Source organism: Pedobacter anseongensis, assembly GCF_037482965.1.
Lineage (GTDB): Bacteria > Bacteroidota > Bacteroidia > Sphingobacteriales > Sphingobacteriaceae > Pedobacter > Pedobacter anseongensis.
On sequence record NZ_JBBHKB010000005.1, the window covers coordinates 429,490 to 455,091 of the forward strand.

Below are 25,602 nucleotides of genomic sequence, written 5' to 3' on the forward strand. Positions count from 1 at the left end.
CCAAATTCAAACTGGCCTATAAAATACTAGTTCAAAAGCCCTTAATTTGGTTATAAATCATACCACATATCATGCGAAATCGTATACTTTTTTTGCTTCTCTTTTTTTTAGCTTTTTTTTCAAAGGCTCAAAAGCAGGAGCTTAATCTCGATGATATTCATCCTGTATTTAAGCACGACAGCCACGGCGATTCTATTCGAAAATATTTCACAAGCACCTTTTACAGTAAAGGGAAAACGGGTTTAATGATTAGTGTATTTTTTAGTAACAAATTAGAAGTTAACAATAAAGATATTTTACAGAAAATTCCACAATTAAAGAAGTACAAAAACCATCGTGATGGGATTTATGAGGTAGCATTAAATGGTACCAGTGGTAGCAACGCCATACCGATATTTGACACTTCAGGCATAATTGTTACCGTGAACGGAATTAACCAGAAAAATGCACACTTGTATGAATTTCGCGTGGTAGAAAACAATGAGAGGGTTATTGTACCGTGGAGGAAACCAAAGTTATTCGTACCGGTATATTGGATGAGTAGAATTGCTGATCCAAATAAGGTAGATGAAGTAACTGCTTATTTAGGGCACTTTAACGAAAAATATAATAAGGCATTAACGATAGAGGTTAGAAAAAAGGCGTTGCCAGATAGCATTATTGTTTCAGTAGCCGCCTATTGGGTAAAATGGAAACCAAAAGTAGTTGGGGTATTTACTTTCGATGAACTTCCTAAATTTTTAAGCATTTTTCATCAGCAATGGGGCAGTCAGATGCTAAGAAATAGCTACAATAAAAATTGGAAAAGCGATACCAGTTTGCTAAAGCTTAAAAATGTATTTAACCATGACGATAATAATTTAATATTTTATTTAGACGATATTATCAGTTCTAAAAAAGTGACTGAATATAATTTGGTAAATGGAAGTGACAGCACAGGTTGGAAGTCGAACGATTTCGATTTTAACCTCATCTGGCTTAAGAGTCTTAATCCTGGCCAGTATAAATTAAAATTACGCTACAGTATGCAGCCTGAGCACGTTGCAATTTATCATTTCACGATACATGCAGCGTGGTACCAAACTTTATGGGCAAAAATTGGATTAAGTCTGCTTGTTATTTTAGCCATAGGCTTTGTAGTGTTATTATGGCGTTCGAGAAAGCAAACCGAAAGATTAAAGACCCAAAGAAACTTAAAGCAGTTGGTACAAACCGAACTAAAATCTATCCGTTCGCAATTTAATCCCCATTTTGTATTTAATGCCCTGAGCTCCATTCAAGGACTTATTACCAAGAACGATTCGGAAAATGCGTCGAAGTATTTGTTGGAATTTAGTAATCTGATGCGGGACTCGCTTAAGGCGAGTACCCGTGAATTTGTAAGTATTGCTAGCGAAATTAAGATCCTCGAAAACTATTTAAAACTAGAAAAATTACGCTTCGGATTTAATTATCAAATTGAAACCAGCTCCTTGATAGACAGCAATGCCGTAGAAATTCCGAGTCTCTTTTTACAGCCTCTACTAGAGAATGCCGTAAAACATGGCATATCATCATTGCAAGAAAAGGGTTGGCTATTCCTCACTTTCGAAAAAGACGCCAATGATATGGTGGTTAGGGTAAAAGATAATGGTAAAGGATTTATCGATACTGAAAATTTTTCGGGTTTTGGGTTAGTACTCACTAAAGAAAGAATTAAATTATTAAACCAAACGTTAAATGAGCAGCATATCGAATTTTCGGTACAACGCGTAAACGATGAAACCCAAGTAATTATATATTTTAAAAATTGGTTATTATGATTAGCGCTGTAATTATAGACGATGAGAAAAACAACATCGAGAATATCGTTGGCCTACTTCAAAAACTCGAATTGCAAATTACTGTTGTAGGCACAGCTACAAATGCAGACGACGCTATTAAAACCATTTTGGCCACTAGCCCTGATCTACTGTTCCTCGACATTCAGATGCCCGTTAAAGATGGCTTTGATGTGCTAAAGGCATTGCCCCATCATCAGTTTGAAGTCGTTTTTGTAACTGCATTCGATCAATATGGTATTCAAGCTGTTAAATTCTCGGCCATCGATTACCTGCTTAAACCTGTTAATCCTGATGAATTGTTAGCTGCAGTTCGTAAAGTAGAAGCAAAATTAAGCAGGAAAAAGGAAAACCTCCAGCTCGAAAATCTGATGGACCTTATTCGAGATAAAGATGCAAAGAAAGAACACAAGTTAGCATTGGCATCGACCAAAGAAATCAGATTTGTATATACCAGCGATATTATTCGTTGCGAATCTTCAAATGCCTATACCGAGTTCTTTTTGGCTGATGGGAAAAATATTATGGTATCGCGACCAATTTTTGAATACGAAGAACTCTTAACGAGTTATGATTTTATTCGTTGCCATCAATCTCATTTGGTAAATAAGAAGTTTATCAAAAGCTTAATTAAAGAAGATTCTGGATATCTATTATTGGACGATAATACACGAGTACCCATCTCTAGGAACAAAAAGGAAAACGTACTTAATGCTTTACATACTATTAAAAAATAAACCCAAATAAAACCAATACACAAACAAATGAAAAAATTATTATTTCTCTTATTGTCGCTTATTTGCGTTCAATTACAAGCACAGCAGGTTTCTCTAGCCTTAGAGGATAAAAAAATGGATGCCTACTTAATGGAGCGAAAACTTCCAACACTAACTATCCAAATTAATCGCCTGCCAGATAGTGTAAAAAAAGTACCAATTACCTACACTTTAGTTCAGATTGGTGTAGGGATGCAAACTACCCGATACGCAGAGACGGATGAAGCAGGTATGGTAAAAATTGTTTTTGATCAGAATTTTCCAAACCAGCAGGCCTGGTTAAGTGTAGGCGATTATTTGTATGCCGGGATTTATGTAAATGATGGATTAACCGTTACCATCGATGCGAGTAAACTGCCAAAAGACGGCGCATATATGATTGGAGATGGCGTGGTGTATTCAGGTGTAGATGGGCAACTGAACACCGTGATGAATAAGAATGTATTGTTTAGAAAGAAGGAAAAGGAGGCACTTTCTACCAAACTTAGAGACTTATCACATACAAGAAAAAAATACACGTCTGAGTCTTTTTTTGTAAAAGTCGATTCAATTAAAATGGCTTTCAGCGCGATCAACAACGAATTCATCGCCAATTTCAAGAATTATGCTTGGGCCATTAAAAATGAAACCTTATCTGAAATGTATGGAAACCTATGTGTTTCTTACTGGGGAGATGTAATGCCTGATGCACTTTTTAAAGAAATTAGCACTTATCAACCCCGTTTTACGAGTAACGATGGGGTTTTGTTCTATAGGTATCTCGATACGTACACTCGTTATCTTAAGACTGGAAACAAGGATAACACACTAGCACATACCCTGTTGCGCTACGATAGTTTGTATACGCAACAAAAATCTGATATTTTAAAATTAGTGTTGTTAGAATCAGAGAAAGATGTTTTTTCCAGGTCTTATGCTACAATTATTAATAGCATAAAAGTAAACTGGTGCAAAAAACAAGCAAATGATGAGTTGTTGAAAGCTAATCTTAATCAAAAAAGAATTGATAACTTATTTGCCTCCTCAACCAAAATTGAAACGGCCACAATCGGTACTCCGCTTATTAAAATGCCTTTTGATGCCGAACTGTATCGTTTAGATAATATAAAGAGCATCGATGATTTCTTAATTAACCTCAAACAGAAGTTTCCGAATAAGGCATTTATCTTCGATTTTTGGGCAACCTGGTGTGGACCATGCCTGTCAGACCTACCTTCGAGCAAAAAACTCCATGAAGCCAATAAAGACTTAGCTGTAGAATACATTTATCTGTGTACGAGTGGCGGCTCGAATATAGATGCTTGGAAAAACAAAGTTGCGGACCTGCAAATCCCCGGCACTCATATTTTTGTTGATGAGAAAATTATTGCCCAGTTAAAAGGTTTATTTAATGCAAGTAGCGGATTTCCGGCTTATGTAGTTATGGATGCGAAAGGACAGGTAAATGCTAAAAGTATTACGAGAATGGGCGCATTAAATCGCGAAAGCTTGAAAATGGCGACGGGATTGTAAGATTTTCTATAAAAAAGCCTTGGGGATTTTCCAAGGCCTTTTATGTAACCCCAAACGTATTGAAGTGGAACCACTTTATAGTAGGATTTCATATCATTTTTACGCTATTCTACTTTCATCGCTTGCATTCTATTACCTTTATCATCAATTTCAAAGCCAATTATCTTATTGTTGTTATCTTTTATAAATTTCACTTCCGATCCAGCCATTTCCAACATAAAAAAATCAGTATCAGAAGTAAAATACAATTTGTATTTCGTTTTACTGTCTAGTTTTAATACCAAGCCATCTTTTTCCATGATGATATTGAATGTATTTCTATATAGTTTGTAGTTTCCTATATACGACGTCAATATTTCATTATTTACGTTAACAACTGTTTTATTTTTTGGTGTATAAAAATCTTTCCAGTTATAGACAGAAGCCAGGGAATTGATTACCTCGGATAGCACACTCCAATTATCGCTATTAGCCATCACTACCGCTCCATTCCCGCTTTCCATGCTCCCAAAGTACGCAGCCACAAAGCCCTCATCTGAACCATCATGGTTAAAATATTTTTCATTGCCTTTTTGAACAATAAATACGCCTAATGCAGAAGAATTGTCAATGTAGGGGGTTAATCTAAGTTGGTTAGTTTCTGAGGAAAGTACTTTATTGCTTTTCCCTTTTAACGATAGTTGTGTTTCTATAATGTATCTAGCCAGATCTGTAGGGCTTGTCCATAAACCAGCAGCGGCTTGTTCGGGATAAACATGATACTTTCCCTTAACTTCTGTTCCGTCATTATAATAGCCTGTCGCTAATAAATTTTCTTTGTTTGCAGGTGGCGGTTGGGTGTAAAAACTATTGCTCATTCCCATTGGGTTTAATACATTTTTTCGCATGTACGTATCATAAGGTTGCCCTGTTACATCTTGCAATATTAGCTGCGATATAGTTGTTCCTCCACCTGAATATTGATGCTTGATAGATGGCTGATACATTGACCGGATGGCTTTGCTGTTAGCAGGCTTTTCTCCGTTTAAAATTTGTATCAGCGTAGGTATTGTGTCTCCTCTTTCATAACCGTCAAATCCGTGTACCGTTAATCCAGCTGTATGGCTTAACAGATTTGCTATTGTTATTTTTTTTCCTTTTGATAGGGAGTCATAGGGGAATTTCCATGATTTCAGGTAAATATTGATATCAGAATCAAGGTTTAATTTGCCTTCCTGCATTAATTTTAAGATGCCGACCCCGTTTAAGGATTTGCTGATCGATCCCGCCTGGAACAATGTGCTCGTGGTAACAGGCCGTTGGCCCGCACTATCTGCCCAACCATATCCTTTTGCCCACTCGATTTTATAATCCTTTATCAAAGCGACACTCACTCCGTTTATATTATTACTTTTCATCCTCTCGGCAAGTGTAAATTGTTTATTTCCTATTTGAACCCATAGGCCTAAATTGTTTTCAAACTTTTTGATTTTTGCCTGTACCTCTTTTGAATATGTTCGATTATTTTGTCCGAATAACACAAAAGAGTTTACTAAAAGTAACACTAGCACCATGGCTTTGATGAGCGCGAATAATTTTTTCATATTTTTTATTGTGTAAAATTTGATCTAACGAAATTACGCTGATACCTTTCAGACTTGGGAATTTAGACTGTAAATAAAAATGTAAACTTTGTAAATAAAAGCTTGAACCCATTTTTTAGTTTAAATAGAGAATTTATAGGATACTATTATGAATTTTAATGAGATGCGATAGAGGATTACTATTGGAAAGATTGGACCTAGACCATTTACTTTCTAAAGATTTAAGCTAGTTTTAAACGAGAAAAGCCCTAGATTTCTCTAAGGCTTTTTCTGTACCCAGCGCCGGAGTCGAACCGGCACGGTTTCCCACAGGTGTTTGAGACCAGCGCGTCTACCAATTCCGCCAGCTGGGCATTTGCTTATTCAGCGGGATGCAAATGTATTAAATAGGTTAGGAATAAACAAGATAAAAACTAAAAACAACTAACTAAAAAACAAAACAATTAAAAAATCAACTAATTAGTTGAGGTTAAACTTCTCATTAGCAACCTTTACTGCATTCGATGTGGTGATAATAGCAACGATTAAAATCCCTATTATAATGGCCAGAGCGAATTGAATGTTCGAATAAAGATTACTGCCAGAGGCTACATAATTCGAGTTTTTAATTAACTCTTCACCAACATTACGTTGAATTTGGGTTAGTTCAGTTAATTTCTTTGCGATAGCGTTGAACGATGTAGTGGTTTGTTTTCTAAATTCTTCTTTGGTTACGTCTGTAGAAGTGTTTAGTAACTTGTTCTCTAATTGGTTATTTGCTTTTAATTGCCTTTTTAACTCGTCGAGGTATTTTTTTTCCTGTGGGGTTAGAAACGTTTTCTCGTATTTGGCAATTAGGGAATTAATATTTGCATCGTGAATGCCTAGTTTTTTTATGAGCTCGATTTTTGATTCTGATTTTTCTTGAATCTTGCTTTCTATTAGGTAGCGCTTAGCATATAAGTTTTCTGCTAAATAAAATAAATCGGTAGCTGGAATCAATCGATCATTATACATCGAAACGAAGGCGTTGTTCATTTCTTTGATGCTTTTATCTTCCAATACCCTAATCAATAAGGTACAAATCATCACTCCAAAAAGGAAGATGGCAATTTTTGATTTTTGTTTTACCGTATGTTTAAAAGCCATGCTAAGGAATTAAAGTATAAAATTCTTAAAAGTAAGCAAAAAATATCCATTTAGATTTTTTCGCTGCGCCTAGGATTTTTCTTATTTATCCTTCGGTTCTTAAAATCTTAAGCGGTGGCTGATTTAAAATCTTCCTTGTACTCCACAGTCCTGTGATCACTACCAATAAAACTATACCTGTAAAAATTAACAAGAGCGGTACAAGCGGTGGAGCAAACGATGCATCAAAACTAAAACGTGCTAACAACCAGCTACTGCTTAAAGCTAAAATTAAACCTGCTGCGGTGGCTAAGCTGCCTAAAAATAAATATTCGATGGCATTAATGGCTAAAATCTGTTTCCGGCTGGCGCCTAACGTACGCAGCAAAATACTTTCTTTAATCCGTTGATTTTTGCTCGTCCACACAGCCGACAACAAAACAATCCACCCCGTAACCATGCTAAAACCTGCCATAAAGCGAATTACAAAACCTATTTTGCTTAATAATTCGTCCAATAACTTCAACACTAATGCTAAATCGATTACTGAAACATTGGGGAAAGCACGAACTACTGCCCCTTGGTATTTTGCCGACAGTTCGCTCGATGGCACTTTTGTCATCAAGACATGAAACTGAGGCGCAGACTCTAAAACTCCCGCTGGAAATACCACTCTAAAATTGGTTTGCATCCTGCTCCAGTTTACTTCACGTAAACTTCCTACCACGGTGGGTATTAGCATCCCTTGAACATTAAATACAATTTTATCTTTTAGCTTCACGTTTATGCTTCGCGCATAGCGTTCTTCTAACGAAACGTATATTGGTGCATTGGCCGATGCTACTTTGCCCGTAAACACCCCAGCAACTACTTTTTCGGCCACAGTTAAGGTGTCTTGATAGGTAGCTCTAAGTTCACCCCTAAAAGCTCGTGTATTGGTACTGTCTTTCCCAAGTTTTTTGCCATTTATTTCTTCGATTCTCATCGTTATGATGGGTACTTGGTTCATTAAAGGTAAGTGATAGGATTGGGTTAATGCATTTAACGACTCCTTTTGTGTGCTTTGAATATCAAATAACAACATATTAGGTTGGTTGTCGCTCGACGAAAGGGTAACTCTGCTCATTAAAATACCTTGTACGAAAAACAGTGTACAAATAAATGCTGTAGACAACCCGATAGCAACCGTTAGCATTAGGGTTTGATTATTTGGTCGGTACAGATTCGCAAAACCTTGTCGCCATAAATAACTTAGTGATGCAGGCATTAATTTGCGCACTAAAAACATTAACAATTTTGAGAAAGCCACTAATAACAAGAAAGCCGATACTATTCCTATCGTAAATGCAATAGTTTGTGCTAACGATTTCATTTGTAAATAGGTAAAACCCAGAACAAAGAGTAACATTAAGAGATAAACCACCCATTTTAATGGATCTCTTTTAACCGTAGCATTTTCGAAAGAAGCACGAATGGCATTTAAGGGCGAAATCTTTCTCACGCTCAATAGCGACGGCATGGCAAACAGTATTGAAATAATCAGTCCTAATGCAATACCTTGCCCAATGGCTGGCCACGAAACTTGCATGGTAATGGTAATCGGCAAAAAGTCTTTCAATACAATGGGCAGTAAAAACTGTACAAGTGTACCTAAAACTGCACCTATAATAGCGCCAATCAATCCGATGATCGAGATTTGTATAACGTAAATTAAAAAGGCATCTCTTGCTTTTAGCCCTAAACAGCGCAGGGTGGCAATAGCACTTAATTTTTCTTGAATATACACATGGATGGCACTACCAACGCCTATGCAACCTAATAGTAACGCGATAAAGCCCGATAGGGCCATAAAACGGCTCATGTCTCTAAATGATTGTCCGGTTTCTGCCTTTTTCGATTCAACGGTTTCTAAATCTAAGTCTTCCTTTTGTGCGAGTGGTTCCCAGGTCTTAATTACCTTTGCTAGCGAATCGGCATTGTTGTATTTATAATAGAATTTATAGGTAATGCGACTACCAATTTTAGTTAACCCCGTCTCTGGTAAATACTTATAAGGTATGTATACTATAGGAGCGATGCTGGCCGAGATGCCGGTTTGACCAGGCGCTTTTTCGAGGAGGCCTGAAATAGCGAAGTTGAGTTCGCCTACTTTAATAGAATCGCCAATTTTGGCATTAAATTGGAGCATTAATGTTTTATCTACTAATGCATTTCTGCCTTTCTGAAAACTTTTAGCTGCATTTACTGGTAAAGTTTCTATTGACCCATAAAATGGATAATTACCTGCTAAGGCTTTCATTTGTACCAATCTACTGCCTTGAGAATTGATAAAATAAATCATCGAAGCGAATGTATTTTCGCGCGACATTTCATCGCCCATTTTAGAAAGCTTTTCGGCCGTTTTAAGTGCAATTGGACGCTTACTTTCAATTACTAAATCGGCACCTGTTAATTCTTTGGCCTGATTATCAATATCGCGCTGTAGATTATCCTTAAACGAATACACTGCAACCAATGCCGCAATACCGAGTACGATCGACGAAATAAATAGCAATAAACGCGAACGGTTTTTTCGGCTATCGCGCCAAGCCATTTTAAAAAGCCATCCTATACCTACCTTATGCATGGGTTAACCTTTCGTCGGCAATAATGCTTCCTCCTTTAATTTTAACAATTCGATTGGTACGTGCGGCTAATTCAGCATCGTGGGTAACGATTACTAAAGTAGTACCAGCATCTTTATTTAAGTCGAACAAGAGTTTGATGATCTTTTCACTGGTTTCGGCATCGAGGTTACCCGTAGGCTCGTCGGCAAATAAAATGTTGGGTTGATTAGAAAATGCCCGTGCCAACGATACTCTTTGTTGTTCGCCACCCGATAATTGAACTGGATAATGATGAGAACGAGAAGCTAAGCCCACTTTTTCTAACAGATCTAACGCAATGGCTTTTGTATTTTTTGCTCCTCTTAGTTCTAAGGGTACCATAACATTTTCTAAGGCTGTTAGGGTAGGCAAGAGCTGGAAATTTTGAAAAATAAAGCCTATATATTGATTGCGTACCGATGCACGCTCATCTTCGTTAAGCCCTTCTAAAGCAATGCCGTTTAATGCAACTGAACCCGTTGTTGCTCCATCTAAACCTGCGCATAACCCTAATAAGGTTGTTTTTCCACTACCTGACGGACCGGTGATGGCTACTGTTTCGCCTTTGGTGATGGTTAAATTTATTTCTTCTAATACGGTAAGAGTTTTGTTGGCGCTTTGATAGGTCTTACTTAGGTGTTTTATTTCGAGTATGGTTTCCAAGGGCTGGTGATTAAGTTTTTAACTATATTTCGTCAATAAAAAACGTTTTTCAATGGTAGAGGAGAATTAGATAAATATATCTAAGTTTGAAGACGCTCTCTAATCTGGTTAAAGATAATTGATTTTAAGATTTAGACTTTTAAAAAATAGATATGTTACGAAAATATGTGTTTTGCATGATGGTTTTAGCGGTTGTTATTGCGGCTTGCAACAGCGAGAGAAATACTGGCGAAAAGGATAGTAAGGATAGTTTGGCGGCACAGGTCACATCTTCTTCGACTAAGAATATCTTATTTTTTGGTACCAGTTTAACCGCCGGTTTAGGTCTCGATCCTTCAGAAGCGTATCCGGCATTGATCCAAAACCGTATCGATTCGTTAAAGTTGCCTTATAAAGTAATTAATGCGGGGTTAAGTGGCGAAACTTCTGCCGCAGGCAAAAGTAGGATAGATTGGTTATTGAAACAACCTGTTCATGTTTTTGTGCTCGAACTTGGAGCAAATGATGGTTTAAGAGGCATCGAGGTAGCCGAAACCAATAAAAACCTGCAATTTATTATCGACAAGGTTAAGGCAAAATATCCTGATGTTAAATTGGTAATGGCGGGCATGCAGGTGCCACCGAACATGGGTAATCCGTATGCCAGTGACTTTAAGAATATGTTTCCGGCATTGGCCAAAAAAAATAATATGGTCCTAATTCCTTTCTTATTGGATAAGGTAGGTGGGGTGCCGAAGTTAAACCAAGCTGATGGCATACATCCTACCGCAGAAGGTGATAGAATTTTGGCCGAGAATGTTTGGGTTAAGTTGGTTGATGTGTTGTGAGTTGGGGGTTGTGAGCTGCGGGTCTGGGTTTTACTCAATGTGCTAAAAATTATGCTATCTGCACCTCGCTACGCGCCCTCGAGTCTTTAGGAAGGGGAGTAGTTGTTTTTGCTTGGAAATAGCTATTCTTAACCTTAGTTCAACAATATGGGAAGTGAAGCCCCTTCTGCGAAACGTCTTCATCTTGTGTTCTGGCAAACAACAACGTACTATCCAATTTAAAGATTCGGAGCCGGGATCTTTTTGGTCACTTTTTCTATCAAGAGAAATAAGTGGCGATGAGCCGAAAAACTAAACCTTTTTCTCTGTTCCAGATTTAGTGGCTACGATATTTTTTTTTCTAAAACGAGGTACCTTTAGTGGACTTTTCTCAGGTCTTTCATCACCCAATAAAACACCCCATTGTTTAAATTGCTCTGAACGGTCGAAAATAATTTTCAGCACTGCTATAATTGGCAAGGATAGAAACATCCCCGATACTCCGGCTATGGTGCCGCCCAATAGCACCCCTAAAATAGAGAACAAGGCATTTATCTTTACTTTTGAGCCTACAATACGCGGCATTAAAATGTTGTTGTCTAAAAATTGAACAACCGCTATTACCCCTAAAACCGTGATTACCGGCCACAGTTCGGTTGATGAAGTAAGCGTTAGCAATACCCCAATTAAATTGCCAATTAGCGCACCCACATAAGGAATAAGGTTTAAGATGGCAAAAATTACTCCGATTAACAAGGCGTGTTTTATACCAATTAGCATCAAAATACCACCTAACAAAACGGTCATGTACGATACCTGGATAAGCAACCCAACTAAGTAGCTTTTAATGATCGATTCGGTTTCATAAACAACTTCTTTTACCTTGGCATGATCATCCGTTTTAAACCACATAAAGGTAAAACGCAATAAAATATCTTTATAAAATAAGATTAGGTAGATGTAGATGGGCAATAAGCCAACAAATATAAAAATACCACTTAGGGTTACCGCTGCACCACTTGCAGCTTTACCCCCCATGGTTAGCAAATCATCACTCTTGGTTTTTAGAAACTCGGTTTGTTTTTCAGACTTAACGCCCGTAAAGCTTTCGATCCATTCTTTTAGCGATTGTAAATGTTTCGATACATTTTGTTTAATCTGAGGAAAATCGTCGACCAGAATACTTATTTGCGCTGAGAAAAACCATACAATGCCTGCGATAAAAATGAGCATGAAAAGAATAGGTAGAATGATAGCGAGTGTTTCTGGAAACTTTTTCCGTATCAAGAACCTATAGATGGGCAACAGCATAATGCTGATAAAAAATGCCATAATTATGGGCATAATAATATCGCGCCCAACTACCAACACGGTAATTATGAGGACGATACCTAAAAGTTCTATCGACCTTTTAACAGTTAAGGGGAGCGGATTAGTCATAATTTAGAATGGTTTTAGCTTTAAACACTAAAATACGGAATTTGTTTGGTTTGGACTTATTTTATTGGCGCCCATAATAAGCCTAAATTGTATCCAAATCCAAACCCCCACCAATATCTTTTGTTGTAATCCCATTTTGATGCGGCTGTACCAAAGGCTATATCTTTCCCTACAAACAATCCAAATCTAAAATTAGAAATGGAGGTCATTATGCCAACACCTGGAGAAACTGCTCCTATAGCTTGTTTTATTTTTAGGGGTTCAAGAGCTGATAAAGTATTAGTTGAATCTATTTCAACCCTTGAGGCACTTAAAAATGGGCCGATTGATACAAGCCATTTCGAAGGTTCTTTATCTTCATTTTTTCGGTACATATATTTTATTTTGCCAAAAGAAATACCCATATACAAACCAACATTTAGATCTGCGGTAAATTGACTGGAAATTTGTTTTGTATTTTTGGTGAATTCTGGAGTATACTTAAAGGGGATGGTTAAGGCTCCACCCTCCAAGCATGAAAATCTGAAGGACGCATACTGTCTGTTTGCCAATTTAATGTAATATTTTCCATCTCTTTCGTATTTGCTTCCAAGCCAATAATTAATATGTAGTTTTGATTTATCGTCCTTATCAATGGCAATTGTAGCTCTACCCTCTAAAGATTTTGCTATTGGGATATCCTTGCTAGTTAGAATTAGCTGATCTTGTTTTAGCGTATCTTTATAATCTGCTGTATATTCTATTTCATTTACTTTGAATTTTTTTTGCGAGTTTATTACTGTTCCCTTAGCCAACCTAATGCTATCGGCATTCTTGGTGGTAATATCTTGAATAACCTTGTGTTTCTTTTGTATTTTAACACGGTAACGAAACTGGGCTGATTGTGCAGCTGCAAAAAACGTGGTTGCAGCTGTTAAAATGATAATTAAAGTAATTTTCTTTTTCATAAAAAGCGATTTTAAAATTATTGTAAATAAGTTGTTTGACTAACCAAAATTAGTTGCCACTTGGATTAAAGACCAGCGTAAAATCACGGAATATGATACCGTTAATTATGGTAAGTTCTTGAGGATTATACGGTTGTTAGCGAAAATAAATAAATTGAACTTGCGGAAGTAATTACAACTAAAGTTATATTTAGATATCTAATAATTTCTCACATTTAAATTAAACGTTATGCCAGTTAAATTAAACAGTGGCCAAGGAGCCAAACCAATTGTTTTAGACGAGATTAAAATAATGATTGCCCACTATAGGGCTTCGATGAATCCAGGAGATGCCAAATCGGGATGGATTAGCAAGGATGAAATTTTAGCGCTATTAGAAGATAATGAGGGCACGGGAATAAGAGTATATTATGGTCGTCATGATACTAAGGATCAAAAATATCCTGATATGCATAATCTTATTTTCGTCGCTACAAAAAGTTCAGATCCAAGTGTGGCTCCACAATGGTATAACACCGTAGATCAGTTAGACGAGAGTCTTAACAGTGTAAGTTTTAACACTAGAGTAGGTGAATATGATGGAATGGGAGCGGAGTCGATACCACTTTGCCCTAGCAATTGTCCGACAGCGCCTACACTTTAAATCATACCTATTAAATGCTACAAATTGTTATCGGATCATTAACCATGATCACTGCATTTATAGTTTCAGTTAGGTATTACAGAGAGTTGGATCCTAAATGGCTCCAACTTTTTGTATGGTTTACGATTGTCCAAATTTTGTTCCAATTTGGTGGCTACTATTATGTGATCTTAACAGGAATTAGAGATAATATTTTTCTTTACAATATTAATATCTTTATTGAATACGGTTTTTATCTCTTCTTGTTTTTTAAAGCGGTTAAAGGTGTTTGGGCAAAAAGAATTACATTGGTCATGTTGGTTGGTTTTACGTTGCTATATCTATTTGAGGTATTCATCAAACATCCTTTTGTTATACAGGGTTCAACTTACAATTCTTTGATGTGTAATATTGGTGAATTTTTAACGATCATTGGCTGTTTTATCTTCCTTGTAGAATTGATGCTCACAGATGAATACGTTCATATTGTACAAATACCGATGTTTTGGGTTACTACGGGAATAATGATCCAAATTGTCGGTATATTTATGTTAATGTCCTTTTCAGATTATATTACACTACATCAACTAGATCCTGATGGGTGGTTGTATGGAACAATTACCACCGTTTGTTGTGTGATCCAGTACGGATTAATTACCATAGGATTGTTAGCAAGAAAAATATGGGCAGAAAGCAAATTATAATTGCCATTTTATTGGTGTCTTTATTGTTAATCTTTCTTGTAGGTTTTTTGTGCTTGATGTTTTATTTGCAGCGAAGAAAAAGCAATAAGTTTATTAATGAAAGAGAAGAGATGAAAAGGCAGTTCAATGAGCAACTGCTTAAATCTCAGTTAGAAATTCAGGAAATGAGTTTTAATGCTATTAGTATGGAAATTCATGATAATGTTGGACAAACTTTAAGCCTGTTAAAAATGCAGCTTAATATTATGGGGCAGCAACAGGTGCTCGAACAAAAGCTCCTTGCCGAAGCTAAAAATAGTGTAAGTAAAGCCATGGGAGATTTAAGAGATATTGCAAAAGGATTAAATACAGAGCGAATAGAAATGACGTCCATCTTGGATCTCGTTTCAGATGAACTTGCAAAAATTAATAATACAGGAGGGATTAGCGTAGCGATAGAGATAGAAAATAAAGAAATTGAAATTAAGACAGAAAAGAAATTAATCCTCTTCAGAATCATTCAAGAATGTTTACAAAATATCATTAAACATGCTGATGCTACAGAAGTAAAGGTGCTGTTCCGTTATCCGACCGATCAATTAAATATCGTAATTATAGATAACGGCAAAGGATTTAATCCGGAGAAAGTACTTGTTAATCCAAAGGGCCTAGGCCTAAAAAATATCCTTAACCGTGCCCATATTATTGGAGGCAGTGCGATTATAGAGAGTGTAATTAAACAAGGCACCATTGTTTCAATTTTTAGTCCTTATGAATGATAAAATTAAAATAGCGATTGTAGATGACCATGCGCTTTTTCGTAAAAGCTTACATGTATTGATCGATTTATTTCCTCGTTATCAAGTAATTTTCGATGCTGCGAATGGAAAAGATTTTATTGATCAATTGGCCCCTCACAACTTGCCTCACATTGTGCTGATGGATATTAATATGCCAGTTATGGACGGTTATACTACTACACTTTGGTTAAAAGAAAATTATCCAACTATTAATGTAATTGCTCTTAGCACAATGGATGCAGAAACGGCAATTATTAAAATGATTAAAAGTGGAGCTAAAGGATATGTCTTAAAGGATGCAGATCCAGAAGAATTAAAGCTTGCTTTTGACGAAGTATTAAGTAGAGGTTATTTTTACAATGATTTAGTAACCAGAAAGGTAATGAACTCTATTAGACAGTTAACCGAAACCGATAGCGAAATTAATTTATTTGTTAAGCTAAGTCAAAGAGAGGTCGATTTTCTTCGATTCACTTGTACAGAGCTCACCTATAAAGAAATTGCCGATAAAATGAACGTAAGTGTAAGAACAATAGAAGGGTATAGAGATCTATTGTGTGAAAAATTAAACTTAAAGAGTAGAATTGGGCTAGCAGTTTATGCGATCAAAAATAATCTTCACCAAAACATTTCTTGATAATAAAGCATTAGTGATGTGCTTTCATTTTTCCATCAATGGTTGTTAATGCGTTTTTTAATTTCGTCAATGCGCCTGTAATGGCTAAATCGTAGGTTTCACCAAATGTAGTACCAATTACAGCGGGTTTACCTTTTAGGTGGGCTTCAATTACGCATTTTTTGTCGTTTTGTCCGTCTTTGTTTCCATTTTCGTCAGACAAGTGAACTTGAACACTCGAAATGTGATCTTCAAATCTAGCTAATGCGCTGGTAAGTTGTTCTTCGATTTGATTTTGGTATTCGGCGTGGATGGTTAGGTTTTTGTCGGTGTTTATTTGAATGTTCATGATATTTGTTTTTGTTTAGAAAACAGCGAAAGTACTGGCTTGTTTGAAATTAATTTGCGTTTTCTTGTAAAATTTTGCCAACCAGTTACAAAATGTAATCCCATGCCGTTTAAAAAATCTTATTTTTGTAGAAAATTTTAGCCCACAAGCCTCGCAACACGCAACCCACAACCCAGAACAGAAATGGAAGATACGATCATTGCCTTATCAACCCCACCCGGTAGTGGTGCCATTGGTGTAATCCGTTTATCAGGGCCCAATGCTATTTCACTGGTGAATGAGGTATTTGCAGGTAAAAATCTCGAAGTACAAGCTTCACACACCTTGCATTTCGGGTTAATTAAAAACGGAGAAGCTATTATTGATGAAGTGGTTGCAGGTTTGTTTATCGCCCCAAAATCGTATACTAAAGAAAATGTGGTCGAGATTTCGTGCCATGGATCGAACTATATTATTCAACAGATTATGAATTTGTTGATTAGCAAGGGAGCCAGAGCAGCTAAACCTGGCGAGTTTACCTTGCGAGCCTTTTTAAATGGAGCATTTGATTTGAGTCAAGCCGAGGCTGTGGCCGATTTAATTGCTTCTGATAGCAAAGCTTCGCACGATGTTGCTTTACAGCAAATGCGAGGTGGTTTTTCTAATGAGTTAAAGAATTTACGTGAACAGCTTATTCATTTTGCTTCCATGATTGAGCTGGAGCTTGATTTTGCCGAAGAAGATGTAGAATTTGCTAACCGCGATCAGTTAAGGGAATTGGTCTCACTACTCAACACGCACATCTCAATACTCATCTCTTCTTTTGAAGTGGGTAATGTTATTAAAAATGGGGTGCCTGTGGTAATTGCAGGTAAGCCAAACGTGGGTAAATCAACTTTGTTAAATGCGCTATTAAATGAAGAACGAGCAATCGTATCTGACATTGCCGGTACCACACGCGATACGATAGAAGATGAGTTAAATATTAATGGGGTTGTTTTTCGCTTTATAGATACGGCGGGCATACGGGATACGGCAGATATTATCGAAGCTAAGGGTGTAGAGCGGACGTTGGAGAAGATGAAGCAGGCCAAGTTGATTATTTATATGGCCGATGCTGGGCAAAGTGTTAGCGATGTAGAGGAGCAAGTTTCGGGTTTGAGTAGCGCAGGAGTGCCGTACCTGGTCTTGCTGAACAAGGCCGATTTGTTGGATGCGCAACATCGGGAGGCGTTTGGCGCATTAGCTGTACATTTTATTTCGGCTCGCGAGAAGCAGGGTATAGAAGAGCTTAAAAATATCTTATTGGATAAGGTGAACTTGCATCATATTAATACTTCTGAAACTTTGGTAACTAATATTCGCCATGTGGAGGCGTTAACCCAGGCACAAAATGCCCTTTTAAGGGTTATGGATAATATCGATAATCCGGTTACCTCAGATTTTTTGGCGATGGATATTAAGCAAGCGTTACATTATTTAGGTGAGATTACGGGGCAGGTTACTACGGATGATTTGTTGGAAAATATTTTTATGAAGTTTTGCATCGGCAAGTAAACGCACAAAAATAGACAAACAAAAACAACTTTAAACCGCTTATAATCAATGATTTAAGCGGTTTTTTCTTTGTGCAGACTTTTCGGTTTTTTGTCCCTTTTTGTCCGTTTTTGTCCCTGGTTTGTCCCTTTTTTTTGGACTAATCGCAAAGCGAAAATCACTGGGGGAGATTACTTCACTTATTTACCCTTAAGTACCCTTAAATATCCTTATGGGTAGGGTGAATTATTCAAAAGGGGGATTACCGGGTGAATTACCACGGATGACCTGTTCGGTCAATATCTGCCACTACAGTGTTTTATTTTGTGATTTCGATCACACTTTCCGGAATTCAGGATCAGTTATTTTGAATTTTCGGATGGGACTGGTACGCCTTAATTTTTTTAATTATAAGAACATGAGTTCCAACATCCGAGTACACAGGATCTGCCAGTATTGCCAGAACGATTTCGAGGCCAGGACTACAGTAACCAAATACTGTAGTGACCGATGTTCAAAGGCGGCATACAAGGCCATCAAAAGAAGGGAGAAGATGATCGCAAGCGAAGTGGAAATGAAGCAGGTTAAGGAAAAGCCCCTGCAGGATCTGCGAAACAAGGAATTCCTTACGGTGAGGCAGGCTGCGCAGCTATTGAACAGTTCAGCAAAGACGGTCTATAACCTGATCGATTTGGGAAGGATCAATGCGGTCAACCTGTCCCAGCGCAAGACGCTGATCCTTCGTGCTCAGATCGATATGCTGTTCGAACCGATACTACCAGAGGTAGACCTGCGCAGCCCGCCAAAGCCCAAAAAGGTAAAGATCTCAGAGGCCTACCACATGGCCGAGATCCAGCTAAGGTACAATATCTCTGAAAAGGCGCTCTTCGACATCATCAGGCGCAACAACATCCCAAAGCTGGCCAAGGGCTGGCATGTATATGTGCCCAAGGATGAAATTGACCAGATTTTTAACCCAACCAAAAAGTAAAGCTTATGTCAAAGGTAACATTGAGACAGAGAACGCTCTCCACCGGAAGGATCACCTTCTTTTTAGATTTTTATCCACCGCTTAGAAACCCCTCTTCGGGTAAGCCCTTGCGAAAGGAATACTTGAAGCTGTATATGGTAAGTGAGCCAAAGAGCGAAGCGGACAGGATGTTCAACAAGCAGACCCTGGTCCTTGCGGAGAACATCAGGGCCAAAAGGCAGATGGCCATCCAGAACAACGACTATGGGTTTTTGGACAAGGAAAGATTGACGGGAAGCTTCATGGATTTCTATCGTGAAATCGTCCGCAAGAAGGGAGGAATGAACTGCGATACCTGGTTCATGTCCCAAAGGTACCTCGCCAGTTTTTCAGGAGAGGATTTGAGGTTCTTCCATTTAACCGTCGGCTTCTGCGAGGACTACAAGGAATACCTGCTGGGTGCTCCCGCAATCAATGCTCGCAAGAAGAAGATCTCCAACAATACGGCGCTGAAATATTATAACATGTTTCGTTATGTATTGCGCTCGGCCTACAAGCACCAAATGCTAACCGAGAATATCTATGACCGCACCAGTTCGATCCGAGAGCACGACACCCACAGGGAGTTTCTAACGATCGAGGAATTCCAGAAATTAGTATCTACAAAAGCCTCGCCGGACATAATGAAACGTGCCTCTATCGTTTCGGGACTAACGGGAATGCGGTTTTCGGACATCAAAGGACTGATCTGGTCTGAGGTCCGTGGGAGCCAGGGAGATTATTACATCCAGTTCAAGCAGAAAAAGACAAAAGGTGCAGAGGTGCTGCCGATTTCTGACCAGACCTTTTCGCTGCTGGGCAAGAGAAAAGAACTTGGTGACAAGGTTTTTCCGAAACTGGACTATAACCAGACCAGGCAGTTCCTGCCGGGCTGGCTGCAAAGGGCAGGGATCACCAAGCACATTACCTTTCACAGTTTTAGGCACACTTTTGCAACCCTCCAACTTTCAATGGGAACGGACATCTTTACGGTTTCCAAGCTCCTTGGTCACAAGGACATCAAGACCACACAGATCTATACCAAGATCATAGACTCCAAAAAGAAGGAAGCGGCGACAAGGATCCATCTGGAACTTTAATAGGTGTAGATCCTTTTTTTGAATCGGCCGGCGAGCTTCTCGTCGGCCAGGTTTTTTAGGTGGAAATTGGTCTGGTCCTTATTGCTCTCAATATATTCTTCAAGTTCTTTTCGGTTGAACAATAATTTTTTACCAAGCTTGAAGGCAGGGATTTCTCCTCGGCAGACCTTGGAATAAATGGTAGCTTTTGCAAGGCCAAGGATCATTGAAGCAGCGGAGATGTCAATATTTCCGGCGGGTTCCGCTTTTTGAGATTGCGGTGCGAGTAGAGCTTTTTCCAATCTTTCCAATTTTTCAAGTATAAGTTGCACTGCCTCGGGCAAGTTTTCGAACGTAAGCTTTTCCATCTTCCTCAAATTTTGATGAATTTAACATTACGTTCGAGCTCAAATTAGATATCCTTTTGGAGATGGTCAGAGATAAATAGTTTAATTGTTATAGGGCTTCTGATACAATATTTTTTGCACCTTTTGATTTTTCGTTATCTGCGAAGGCTCTCAATCGTTTAGCTATGAGAGCAGTAAGGGTTATTATAATACTTACACCAGAGAAGAAGCTGACCAATATTTTAGATGGATGTTTTTTTATGTCGAGTTCATGTGCTTCCTGATTTCGGATATCTTTCATCAACTTGACAATATGATAATCTTCTTTTGAAATTTGGTTGTCTAATTTCGCAAACTCAATGTAATCAGCAAAAACTGCATTTTTTCCCGGCTGATTTTTATACCATGTTCTGAATTTTTCGTCATCCTTGTAGAGTTTTTTTAAAAGATTTTCAATGATTTTGGTAAGCTTCATCACTGCACCTTCCTGTTGTTGGATGTTGATCAGTCCGATAATCTGCGCAAGCTCATTCTTGATATCCTGACCGAGGTCATTATTCTGATGGATGAGTTCCTGCAATTGCTGCTTGATGGATTCGTTCAGGTTTTCGTTTTCATCAACCTTCAGGGTAAGTTCTTCAATTTCTTTTTTCTTGCTTTCCCTGTCGATGAGCAGCCAGATCAGTATGAAGCCAAAAGCGATGATAATACTTTGTTGGAATTTGTTTGACATTGAGCGTTTTTTATTGATCTAATATAATATGCGATTTAGCGTTTTGGATTTTTATTTTTCCACAATCTCACTACCCACTTTTATATTACAACCCTGAAAGTGAGGTTGAGCCTTGGTTTCATAGCTCTGGTAGATTTTGCTATACGATGGTCCCATTTTGCTTGTAGATCACCCTTCATAAGCAGCAGCGAGCCATGTTCCAGTCTTACTGAATATTTTTCTCTGTGATCAACCTTGTTGCGGATATCAAATGAGCGGACCTGGCCAAAGGTTACTGAAGCAATAGTAGGATGGGTGCCAAGTGCACTTTCGTTGTCACTGTGCCAGGCGACCGAATCGTTTCCATCGCGGTAATAGTTCAGAAGCACGCTGTTGAATGTGACCCCTGCAATAGGCTCAACGATTCGCTTTATCATCAGCAGTTCAGGTGTCCAGATATTTGGTGCCGATTTTCTTAATGATGTGTAGTCATAAGTTTCCGCATCAGCATACCATGCCGAAAGCCTGGGAGTAATCACCTGTTTATCGTAAATGCTGACCACTTTCTGCGTCCATGGGGTTTCAGTGATAAAACGTTCCATCAATTGATTGCCCAGTTCATCATCGAATACATTTGGTATATATTCAAGTACCTCTGTTGGAAGCCCTGCACTCTGTCCAGCTTCCTTGAAAAAACTTAATTGTTCCATTTCTTTCTTATTTAAAATTCCTGCCCCCGTCGAATATTTCTTGGGGCGTTGCCTGCCTGACCTGTGAGCGTTTGTTCTCAGTTGGGTACTGCGGTGATTTCTCATCGGCACGGGACAATGTCAGTATCGGCAATTGGTCATCATCCTTAGCGGTCAGCCCTTTGAGCAGCTTGGTAAAATCAAAGCATTTTGAAACAATAACGTTCACCACGCCACTTTCCTTTTGCACTTTGCCCTCTACCATCAGAAGCCGTGAGTGCAAAATCTCTTTGCGATAGGTCTCAAACAGTTTTTCAAAGACCACCAGGTTAGAAAACCCGGTTTCATCTTCAATGGAGATAAAGCAGACCCCGCCCGCTGTTCCAGGCCGCTGCCTTACGATGACCAGCCCGGCTACCTTTGCGATACGTCCGTTTTCAGTGTCGCGGATTTCCTGCGAGGACTTTACATTAAACAGCCTGAGCTTTTCCCTGACCAAACTAACAGGATGCGCTTTCAGCGAAAGTGCGGTAGAAGCATAGTCCTGTACCACATGTTCGCCCTTGCTCATTAGCGGCAAGGAAATCTGTTGCTCTTTGTCCGATTCGGATGCTTGTCCTTCAAACAGAGCCACAGGTCTGTCTTTTAACGCGGAAACTTCCCACAAAGCCTGCCTGCGGTCTAGTCCCAAGGAGCGAAAGGCATCCGCATCGGCGAGCCGCTCCATGGCACCCATCGAAACACCTGCATCTAACAGCGAATGTAGGTTATCGTAGCCCAAGCCCCTTCCCAGCACCAACGCCTCCATGTCATCTTCACGAATGCCAGAAATCTGCCTAAAGCCTAACCGCAAAGCACAATATTTGCCAGATTTTTCTTCCAAATGATTATTCCATCCAGAAACATTCACATCAATTTGCCGAACCTCTACGCCGTGGTTCCTTGCATCGATGACCAGCTGGGCGGGCTGGTAAAAGCCCATCGGCATCGAGTTTAGGATCGCGCAGGCAAAGACATCCGGGTAATAACACTTGAGCCAGCATGAAACATAGACCAGTAGTGCAAAACTGGCCGCATGGCTTTCTGGGAACCCGTAAGATCCAAACCCTTCCAATTGCTTGAATACCCGTCTTGCAAATTCTTCGCTATAGCCTTTCATTGTCATGCCATCGACCAGTTTCTTTTCAAACTTGGTCACCATGCCGTGCATCTTAAAGGTGGCCATTGACCTACGAAGTTCATCCGCTTCGGCCGGGGTAAAACCAGCGGCTACGATAGCAATCTTCATGGCCTGTTCCTGAAAGAGCGGAACGCCAAGCGTTTTTCCCAAGATGTCCTCGAGCTCCTTTGATGGATATTCTACAGGTTCTTCTCCATTCCGGCGCCGCAAGTAGGGATGCACCATATCTCCCTGAATTGGACCGGGACGGACGATGGCTACTTCGATCACAAGGTCGTAAAAACAGCTTGGGCGAAGCCTCGGCAGCATCTGCTGCTGGGCACGGCTCTCGATCTGGAACACCCCAATGGTATCGGCTTCGCTGATCATTTCATAAACCTTGGGATCATCTTCCTTGTTAATGGAAGCGAGCGTTAAATCGAGGTCATAATGCTTTTTGGCCAGATCAAATCCCTTTCTAATGCAGGTGAGCATGCCAAGCGCCAGCACGTCGATTTTCAGAAAACCAAGCGCATCGATGTCATCCTTGTTCCACTCGATATTGGTGCGGTCTTCCATGCGGGCATGGAAAATGGGGCAGAGGTCGGTCAGTTTGCCACGGGTGATCACAAAGCCTCCGGTATGCTGGCCGAGCTGCCTCGGAAAGCCCATCATCTGGCGGGTCAGGTCCAAAACCTTGACCAATAGCGGATCGCGGGGATTAAGGCCCTGCTCAGAAACCCTATTGCTCTCAAACCATTCGTCGGTAAATTCCCAGATCGAGGCCGATAACCTGTCGATGGTATCAGTGGACAGGCCCATAGCCTTTGCCACATCCCTTAGCGCTCCCTTTTGGTGGAGCTGGGTAACGGTCGCTACAATTGCTGCACGGTCCCTTCCATATTTGGTATAAATGTACTGGATAACTTCTTCGCGGCGTTCGTGCTCAAAATCTACGTCAATATCAGGCGGCTCGTTACGAGCAGAGGAAATAAAGCGTTCAAATAGCAAATCGAACTTGGTCGGATCGACAGAGGTAATGCCCAGACAGTAGCAAATGGTGGAGTTTGCCGCGGAACCTCTTCCCTGACATAAAATTTTCTGTTCCCTTGCGAAGCGCACAATGTCATAAACGGTGAGGAAATAACTTGCATAGTTCATCTCCTTGACGAACTTCATCTCATGGTTGATGTTGTCCAGCACCTTTTGGGGAAGGGGGAGCCCGAACATTTCCTCGGCTCCCTTCCAGGTCAGGTATTCGAGTTCTTCCTGCGGCTCGCGGTCGCCCGAGAGGATTTCTTCGGGGTAGACGTATTCCAAGGAATCCAAGCTGAACTGGCATTTCTCGGCGATTTCCAGTGTCCGCTCGATCGCATCGGGATAGGGGCGGAACAATCGCTGCATTTCCTCAACTGGTTTTAGGTGGCGTTCGGCGTTCATCATCAGCCGAAAGCCGGCATTATGGATGGTGCACTTTTCCCGCACGCAGGTGAGGATGTCCTGCAGTTCCCGCCTGGAGGGGCAGTGGTAATACACATCATTGGTAGCTACCATGGGAACGTTCAGCCCTTTGGAAAGTTCATCCAGTCTAAATAGTCTTTTCTGGTCCTGGCCTTGGTAAGATCTGTTTGCCGCTAAATAGAGCGAACCGTTTAAGTTTTCTTTGTATTCTTTTAGGGCTTGGCTAAAGCTGGGCTCAAAAGCAAAGCCCTTGCCCAGCCCATCAGGGGGAATGGCGATGAAAAGGATACCTTCTTTATTTGCAAAGACATCATTGCGGTATAAAAAGCACTTCCCTTTTTCGGCGCGGAAGTTACCTTCGCTGAGCATTGCTGAAAGCCTGCCGTAGGCCTCTCGGTTAGTCGGATAGGCGAGAAGGCTTGGTCCGTCCAAAAGGTCCAACCGGCAGGCCGGGATAATTTCAATGTTATGCTTTCTGGCTGCGGAATGCGCACGCACGATCCCAGCCATCGTGTTCACATCGGTGATGGCGATCTTGGGGTAGCCGAAGGCGGCAGCCTGCTCGATGAGCTCCTCAGGGTGAGAGGCGCCCCTTAAAAAGCTGAAGTTGGAAGTGACCTGTAGTTCGCAGTAGCCCATAATCGTTTTCTCCTATCTCTTTCTTCTATGCAAAAAATCCGTGCAGGAACCACTGGGATCCTTCTTCGTTATAGTGGCCCGAGCGGAAGACCCAGTAACGGCGTCCCTTATCGTCCTCCAAGATATAATAGTCACGGTGCTCGCCCTTTGCCATCCACCATTCCTGCTCGATGCGCTCGGGGCCATCGGCTTTTCTTACCTGATGGAGTTCGTCCTTATAGCGGAAGTTCATCGGCGGGTAGTCGGGGATGGGAGCCGTGACCTGTATGGCAGCAGGTTTCTGGAGCATTTCCATGGGACGTGGATTGCTCTTCTGCCATTTGATATCTGTCTTTTCATCCAGTGATACCGCTGGTCGAAGGGAACGTTCCGGCCAGTAATGGGCTTGCGGAATATATCTTCTAATGGCCTGTGGGCCGATCTTTCCTGCTAGTCTATCTAGGAGCTGGGCCAGGTTCTGGTCTGCAAGGCCTGGTTTTCCGCTCCATAGCTTTTCCTGATGGATCAGTACGGGTTCGGTCTTGGTGGCGGTCAGGATAAAAAGCTCGATGCCAAGGGCCGGTTCGATCTTATCGATCTTGAGCTCGAACAGTTTAGCTAAGTGTTTTATATTGTGGGTAGGT

At 40.0% G+C, this 25,602-nt stretch carries 22 protein-coding genes, 1 tRNA gene and 1 pseudogene; 11 read left to right on the forward strand and 13 right to left on the reverse strand.

All coding sequences use genetic code 11. From position 1 onward, the window contains the following. Nucleotides 1–71: 71 nt before the first annotated feature. The 3 genes from WG904_RS18955 to WG904_RS18965 are packed head-to-tail and all read left to right on the forward strand — an operon-like array spanning nucleotide 72 to nucleotide 4,108. Entirely contained in the window at nucleotides 72–1,802 is a 1,731-nt protein-coding gene (locus WG904_RS18955) for a sensor histidine kinase (RefSeq protein ID WP_339580925.1), read from the forward strand. After that, nucleotides 1,799–2,557, forward strand: coding sequence for a LytR/AlgR family response regulator transcription factor (locus WG904_RS18960; RefSeq protein ID WP_339580926.1), 759 nt, complete (start codon nucleotides 1,799–1,801; stop codon nucleotides 2,555–2,557). The genes WG904_RS18955 and WG904_RS18960 overlap by 4 nt, the downstream gene beginning before the upstream one ends. A gap of 27 nt (nucleotides 2,558–2,584) precedes the next feature. After that, nucleotides 2,585–4,108 carry a TlpA family protein disulfide reductase gene (locus WG904_RS18965; protein WP_339580927.1) on the forward strand — a complete coding sequence of 508 codons (1,524 nt, stop codon included), beginning with the start codon at nucleotides 2,585–2,587 and terminating at the stop codon, nucleotides 4,106–4,108. A gap of 104 nt (nucleotides 4,109–4,212) precedes the next feature. On the opposite strand, the gene WG904_RS18970 is transcribed toward WG904_RS18965, so the two are convergent. From WG904_RS18970 to WG904_RS18990, 5 genes are all read right to left on the reverse strand, one after another. Next, complete coding sequence (locus WG904_RS18970) at nucleotides 4,213–5,691, reverse strand: serine hydrolase domain-containing protein (protein WP_339580928.1); 1,479 nt, start codon at nucleotides 5,689–5,691, stop codon at nucleotides 4,213–4,215. A gap of 273 nt (nucleotides 5,692–5,964) precedes the next feature. Further along, nucleotides 5,965–6,044, reverse strand: a tRNA-Leu gene (locus WG904_RS18975). Between the two features lie 106 nt (nucleotides 6,045–6,150). Continuing rightward, entirely contained in the window at nucleotides 6,151–6,819 is a 669-nt protein-coding gene (locus WG904_RS18980) for an MCP four helix bundle domain-containing protein (RefSeq protein WP_339580929.1), read from the reverse strand. Nucleotides 6,820–6,904: 85 nt separating this feature from the next. Continuing rightward, the gene (locus tag WG904_RS18985; protein WP_339580930.1) at nucleotides 6,905–9,424 is read right to left on the reverse strand and encodes an ABC transporter permease; all 2,520 of its coding nucleotides are present in this window, start codon (nucleotides 9,422–9,424) and stop codon (nucleotides 6,905–6,907) included. Further along, nucleotides 9,417–10,106: an ABC transporter ATP-binding protein gene (locus WG904_RS18990; protein ID WP_339580931.1), complete on the reverse strand. Its 690-nt coding sequence runs from the start codon at nucleotides 10,104–10,106 to the stop codon at nucleotides 9,417–9,419. Before WG904_RS18990 ends, WG904_RS18985 begins: the two co-directional genes overlap by 8 nt. 152 nt (nucleotides 10,107–10,258) lie before the next feature. On the opposite strand from WG904_RS18990, the gene WG904_RS18995 reads away from it, so the two are divergent. Next, nucleotides 10,259–10,933, forward strand: a complete 675-nt coding sequence (locus WG904_RS18995) for an arylesterase (protein ID WP_339580932.1) — start codon at nucleotides 10,259–10,261, stop codon at nucleotides 10,931–10,933. Nucleotides 10,934–11,224: 291 nt separating this feature from the next. On the opposite strand, the gene WG904_RS19000 is transcribed toward WG904_RS18995, so the two are convergent. Together WG904_RS19000 and WG904_RS19005 are read right to left on the reverse strand one after the other, a co-directional pair. Continuing rightward, nucleotides 11,225–12,352 carry an AI-2E family transporter gene (locus WG904_RS19000; protein WP_339580933.1) on the reverse strand — a complete coding sequence of 376 codons (1,128 nt, stop codon included), beginning with the start codon at nucleotides 12,350–12,352 and terminating at the stop codon, nucleotides 11,225–11,227. Nucleotides 12,353–12,408: 56 nt separating this feature from the next. Beyond that, nucleotides 12,409–13,299, reverse strand: a complete 891-nt coding sequence (locus tag WG904_RS19005) for a hypothetical protein (protein ID WP_339580934.1) — start codon at nucleotides 13,297–13,299, stop codon at nucleotides 12,409–12,411. Nucleotides 13,300–13,528: 229 nt separating this feature from the next. On the opposite strand from WG904_RS19005, the gene WG904_RS19010 reads away from it, so the two are divergent. The 4 genes from WG904_RS19010 (at nucleotide 13,529) to WG904_RS19025 (ending at nucleotide 16,041) form a co-directional block, all read left to right on the forward strand. Continuing rightward, nucleotides 13,529–13,942, forward strand: coding sequence for a hypothetical protein (locus WG904_RS19010; protein WP_339580935.1), 414 nt, complete (start codon nucleotides 13,529–13,531; stop codon nucleotides 13,940–13,942). Nucleotides 13,943–13,956: 14 nt separating this feature from the next. Beyond that, nucleotides 13,957–14,625, forward strand: a complete 669-nt coding sequence (locus WG904_RS19015) for a hypothetical protein (RefSeq protein ID WP_339580936.1) — start codon at nucleotides 13,957–13,959, stop codon at nucleotides 14,623–14,625. Nucleotides 14,626–14,735: 110 nt separating this feature from the next. Further along, nucleotides 14,736–15,383, forward strand: coding sequence for a sensor histidine kinase (locus WG904_RS19020; protein WP_339580937.1), 648 nt, complete (start codon nucleotides 14,736–14,738; stop codon nucleotides 15,381–15,383). Then, nucleotides 15,376–16,041, forward strand: coding sequence for a response regulator (locus WG904_RS19025; RefSeq protein WP_339580938.1), 666 nt, complete (start codon nucleotides 15,376–15,378; stop codon nucleotides 16,039–16,041). Before WG904_RS19020 ends, WG904_RS19025 begins: the two co-directional genes overlap by 8 nt. Nucleotides 16,042–16,051: 10 nt before the next feature. Here the strand turns inward: WG904_RS19025 and WG904_RS19030 are convergent, their stop codons facing one another. Next, entirely contained in the window at nucleotides 16,052–16,369 is a 318-nt protein-coding gene (locus tag WG904_RS19030; protein ID WP_339580939.1) for an HPF/RaiA family ribosome-associated protein, read from the reverse strand. Between the two features lie 183 nt (nucleotides 16,370–16,552). Here WG904_RS19030 and mnmE point away from each other — a divergent pair, with 183 nt between their 5' ends. From mnmE to WG904_RS19045, 3 genes are all read left to right on the forward strand, one after another. Continuing rightward, a complete protein-coding gene (gene mnmE / locus WG904_RS19035; RefSeq protein ID WP_339580940.1) occupies nucleotides 16,553–17,905 on the forward strand; it encodes a tRNA uridine-5-carboxymethylaminomethyl(34) synthesis GTPase MnmE in 1,353 nt (450 codons plus the stop codon). Between the two features lie 397 nt (nucleotides 17,906–18,302). Further along, nucleotides 18,303–18,875: a helix-turn-helix domain-containing protein gene (locus tag WG904_RS19040; RefSeq protein WP_339580941.1), complete on the forward strand. Its 573-nt coding sequence runs from the start codon at nucleotides 18,303–18,305 to the stop codon at nucleotides 18,873–18,875. A gap of 5 nt (nucleotides 18,876–18,880) precedes the next feature. Beyond that, nucleotides 18,881–19,993, forward strand: a complete 1,113-nt coding sequence (locus tag WG904_RS19045) for a site-specific integrase (RefSeq protein ID WP_339580942.1) — start codon at nucleotides 18,881–18,883, stop codon at nucleotides 19,991–19,993. Here WG904_RS19045 and WG904_RS19050 read toward each other — a convergent pair. The 5 genes and pseudogenes from WG904_RS19050 to WG904_RS19070 all read right to left on the reverse strand — a co-directional run. Next, nucleotides 19,990–20,340, reverse strand: coding sequence for a helix-turn-helix domain-containing protein (locus tag WG904_RS19050; protein WP_339580943.1), 351 nt, complete (start codon nucleotides 20,338–20,340; stop codon nucleotides 19,990–19,992). The two genes, WG904_RS19045 and WG904_RS19050, sit on opposite strands and share 4 nt — an antisense overlap. Nucleotides 20,341–20,428: 88 nt before the next feature. Further along, complete coding sequence (locus WG904_RS19055) at nucleotides 20,429–21,052, reverse strand: hypothetical protein (protein ID WP_339580944.1); 624 nt, start codon at nucleotides 21,050–21,052, stop codon at nucleotides 20,429–20,431. Between the two features lie 80 nt (nucleotides 21,053–21,132). Then, the gene (locus WG904_RS19060) at nucleotides 21,133–21,741 is read right to left on the reverse strand and encodes an alpha-ketoglutarate-dependent dioxygenase AlkB family protein (RefSeq protein WP_339580945.1); all 609 of its coding nucleotides are present in this window, start codon (nucleotides 21,739–21,741) and stop codon (nucleotides 21,133–21,135) included. Between the two features lie 7 nt (nucleotides 21,742–21,748). After that, nucleotides 21,749–24,979 (reverse strand): error-prone DNA polymerase, encoded by a 3,231-nt coding sequence (locus WG904_RS19065; RefSeq protein ID WP_339580946.1) that lies wholly within the window; start codon nucleotides 24,977–24,979, stop codon nucleotides 21,749–21,751. A gap of 25 nt (nucleotides 24,980–25,004) precedes the next feature. After that, a pseudogene (locus WG904_RS19070) lies at nucleotides 25,005–25,602 on the reverse strand (Y-family DNA polymerase); the annotation flags it as partial.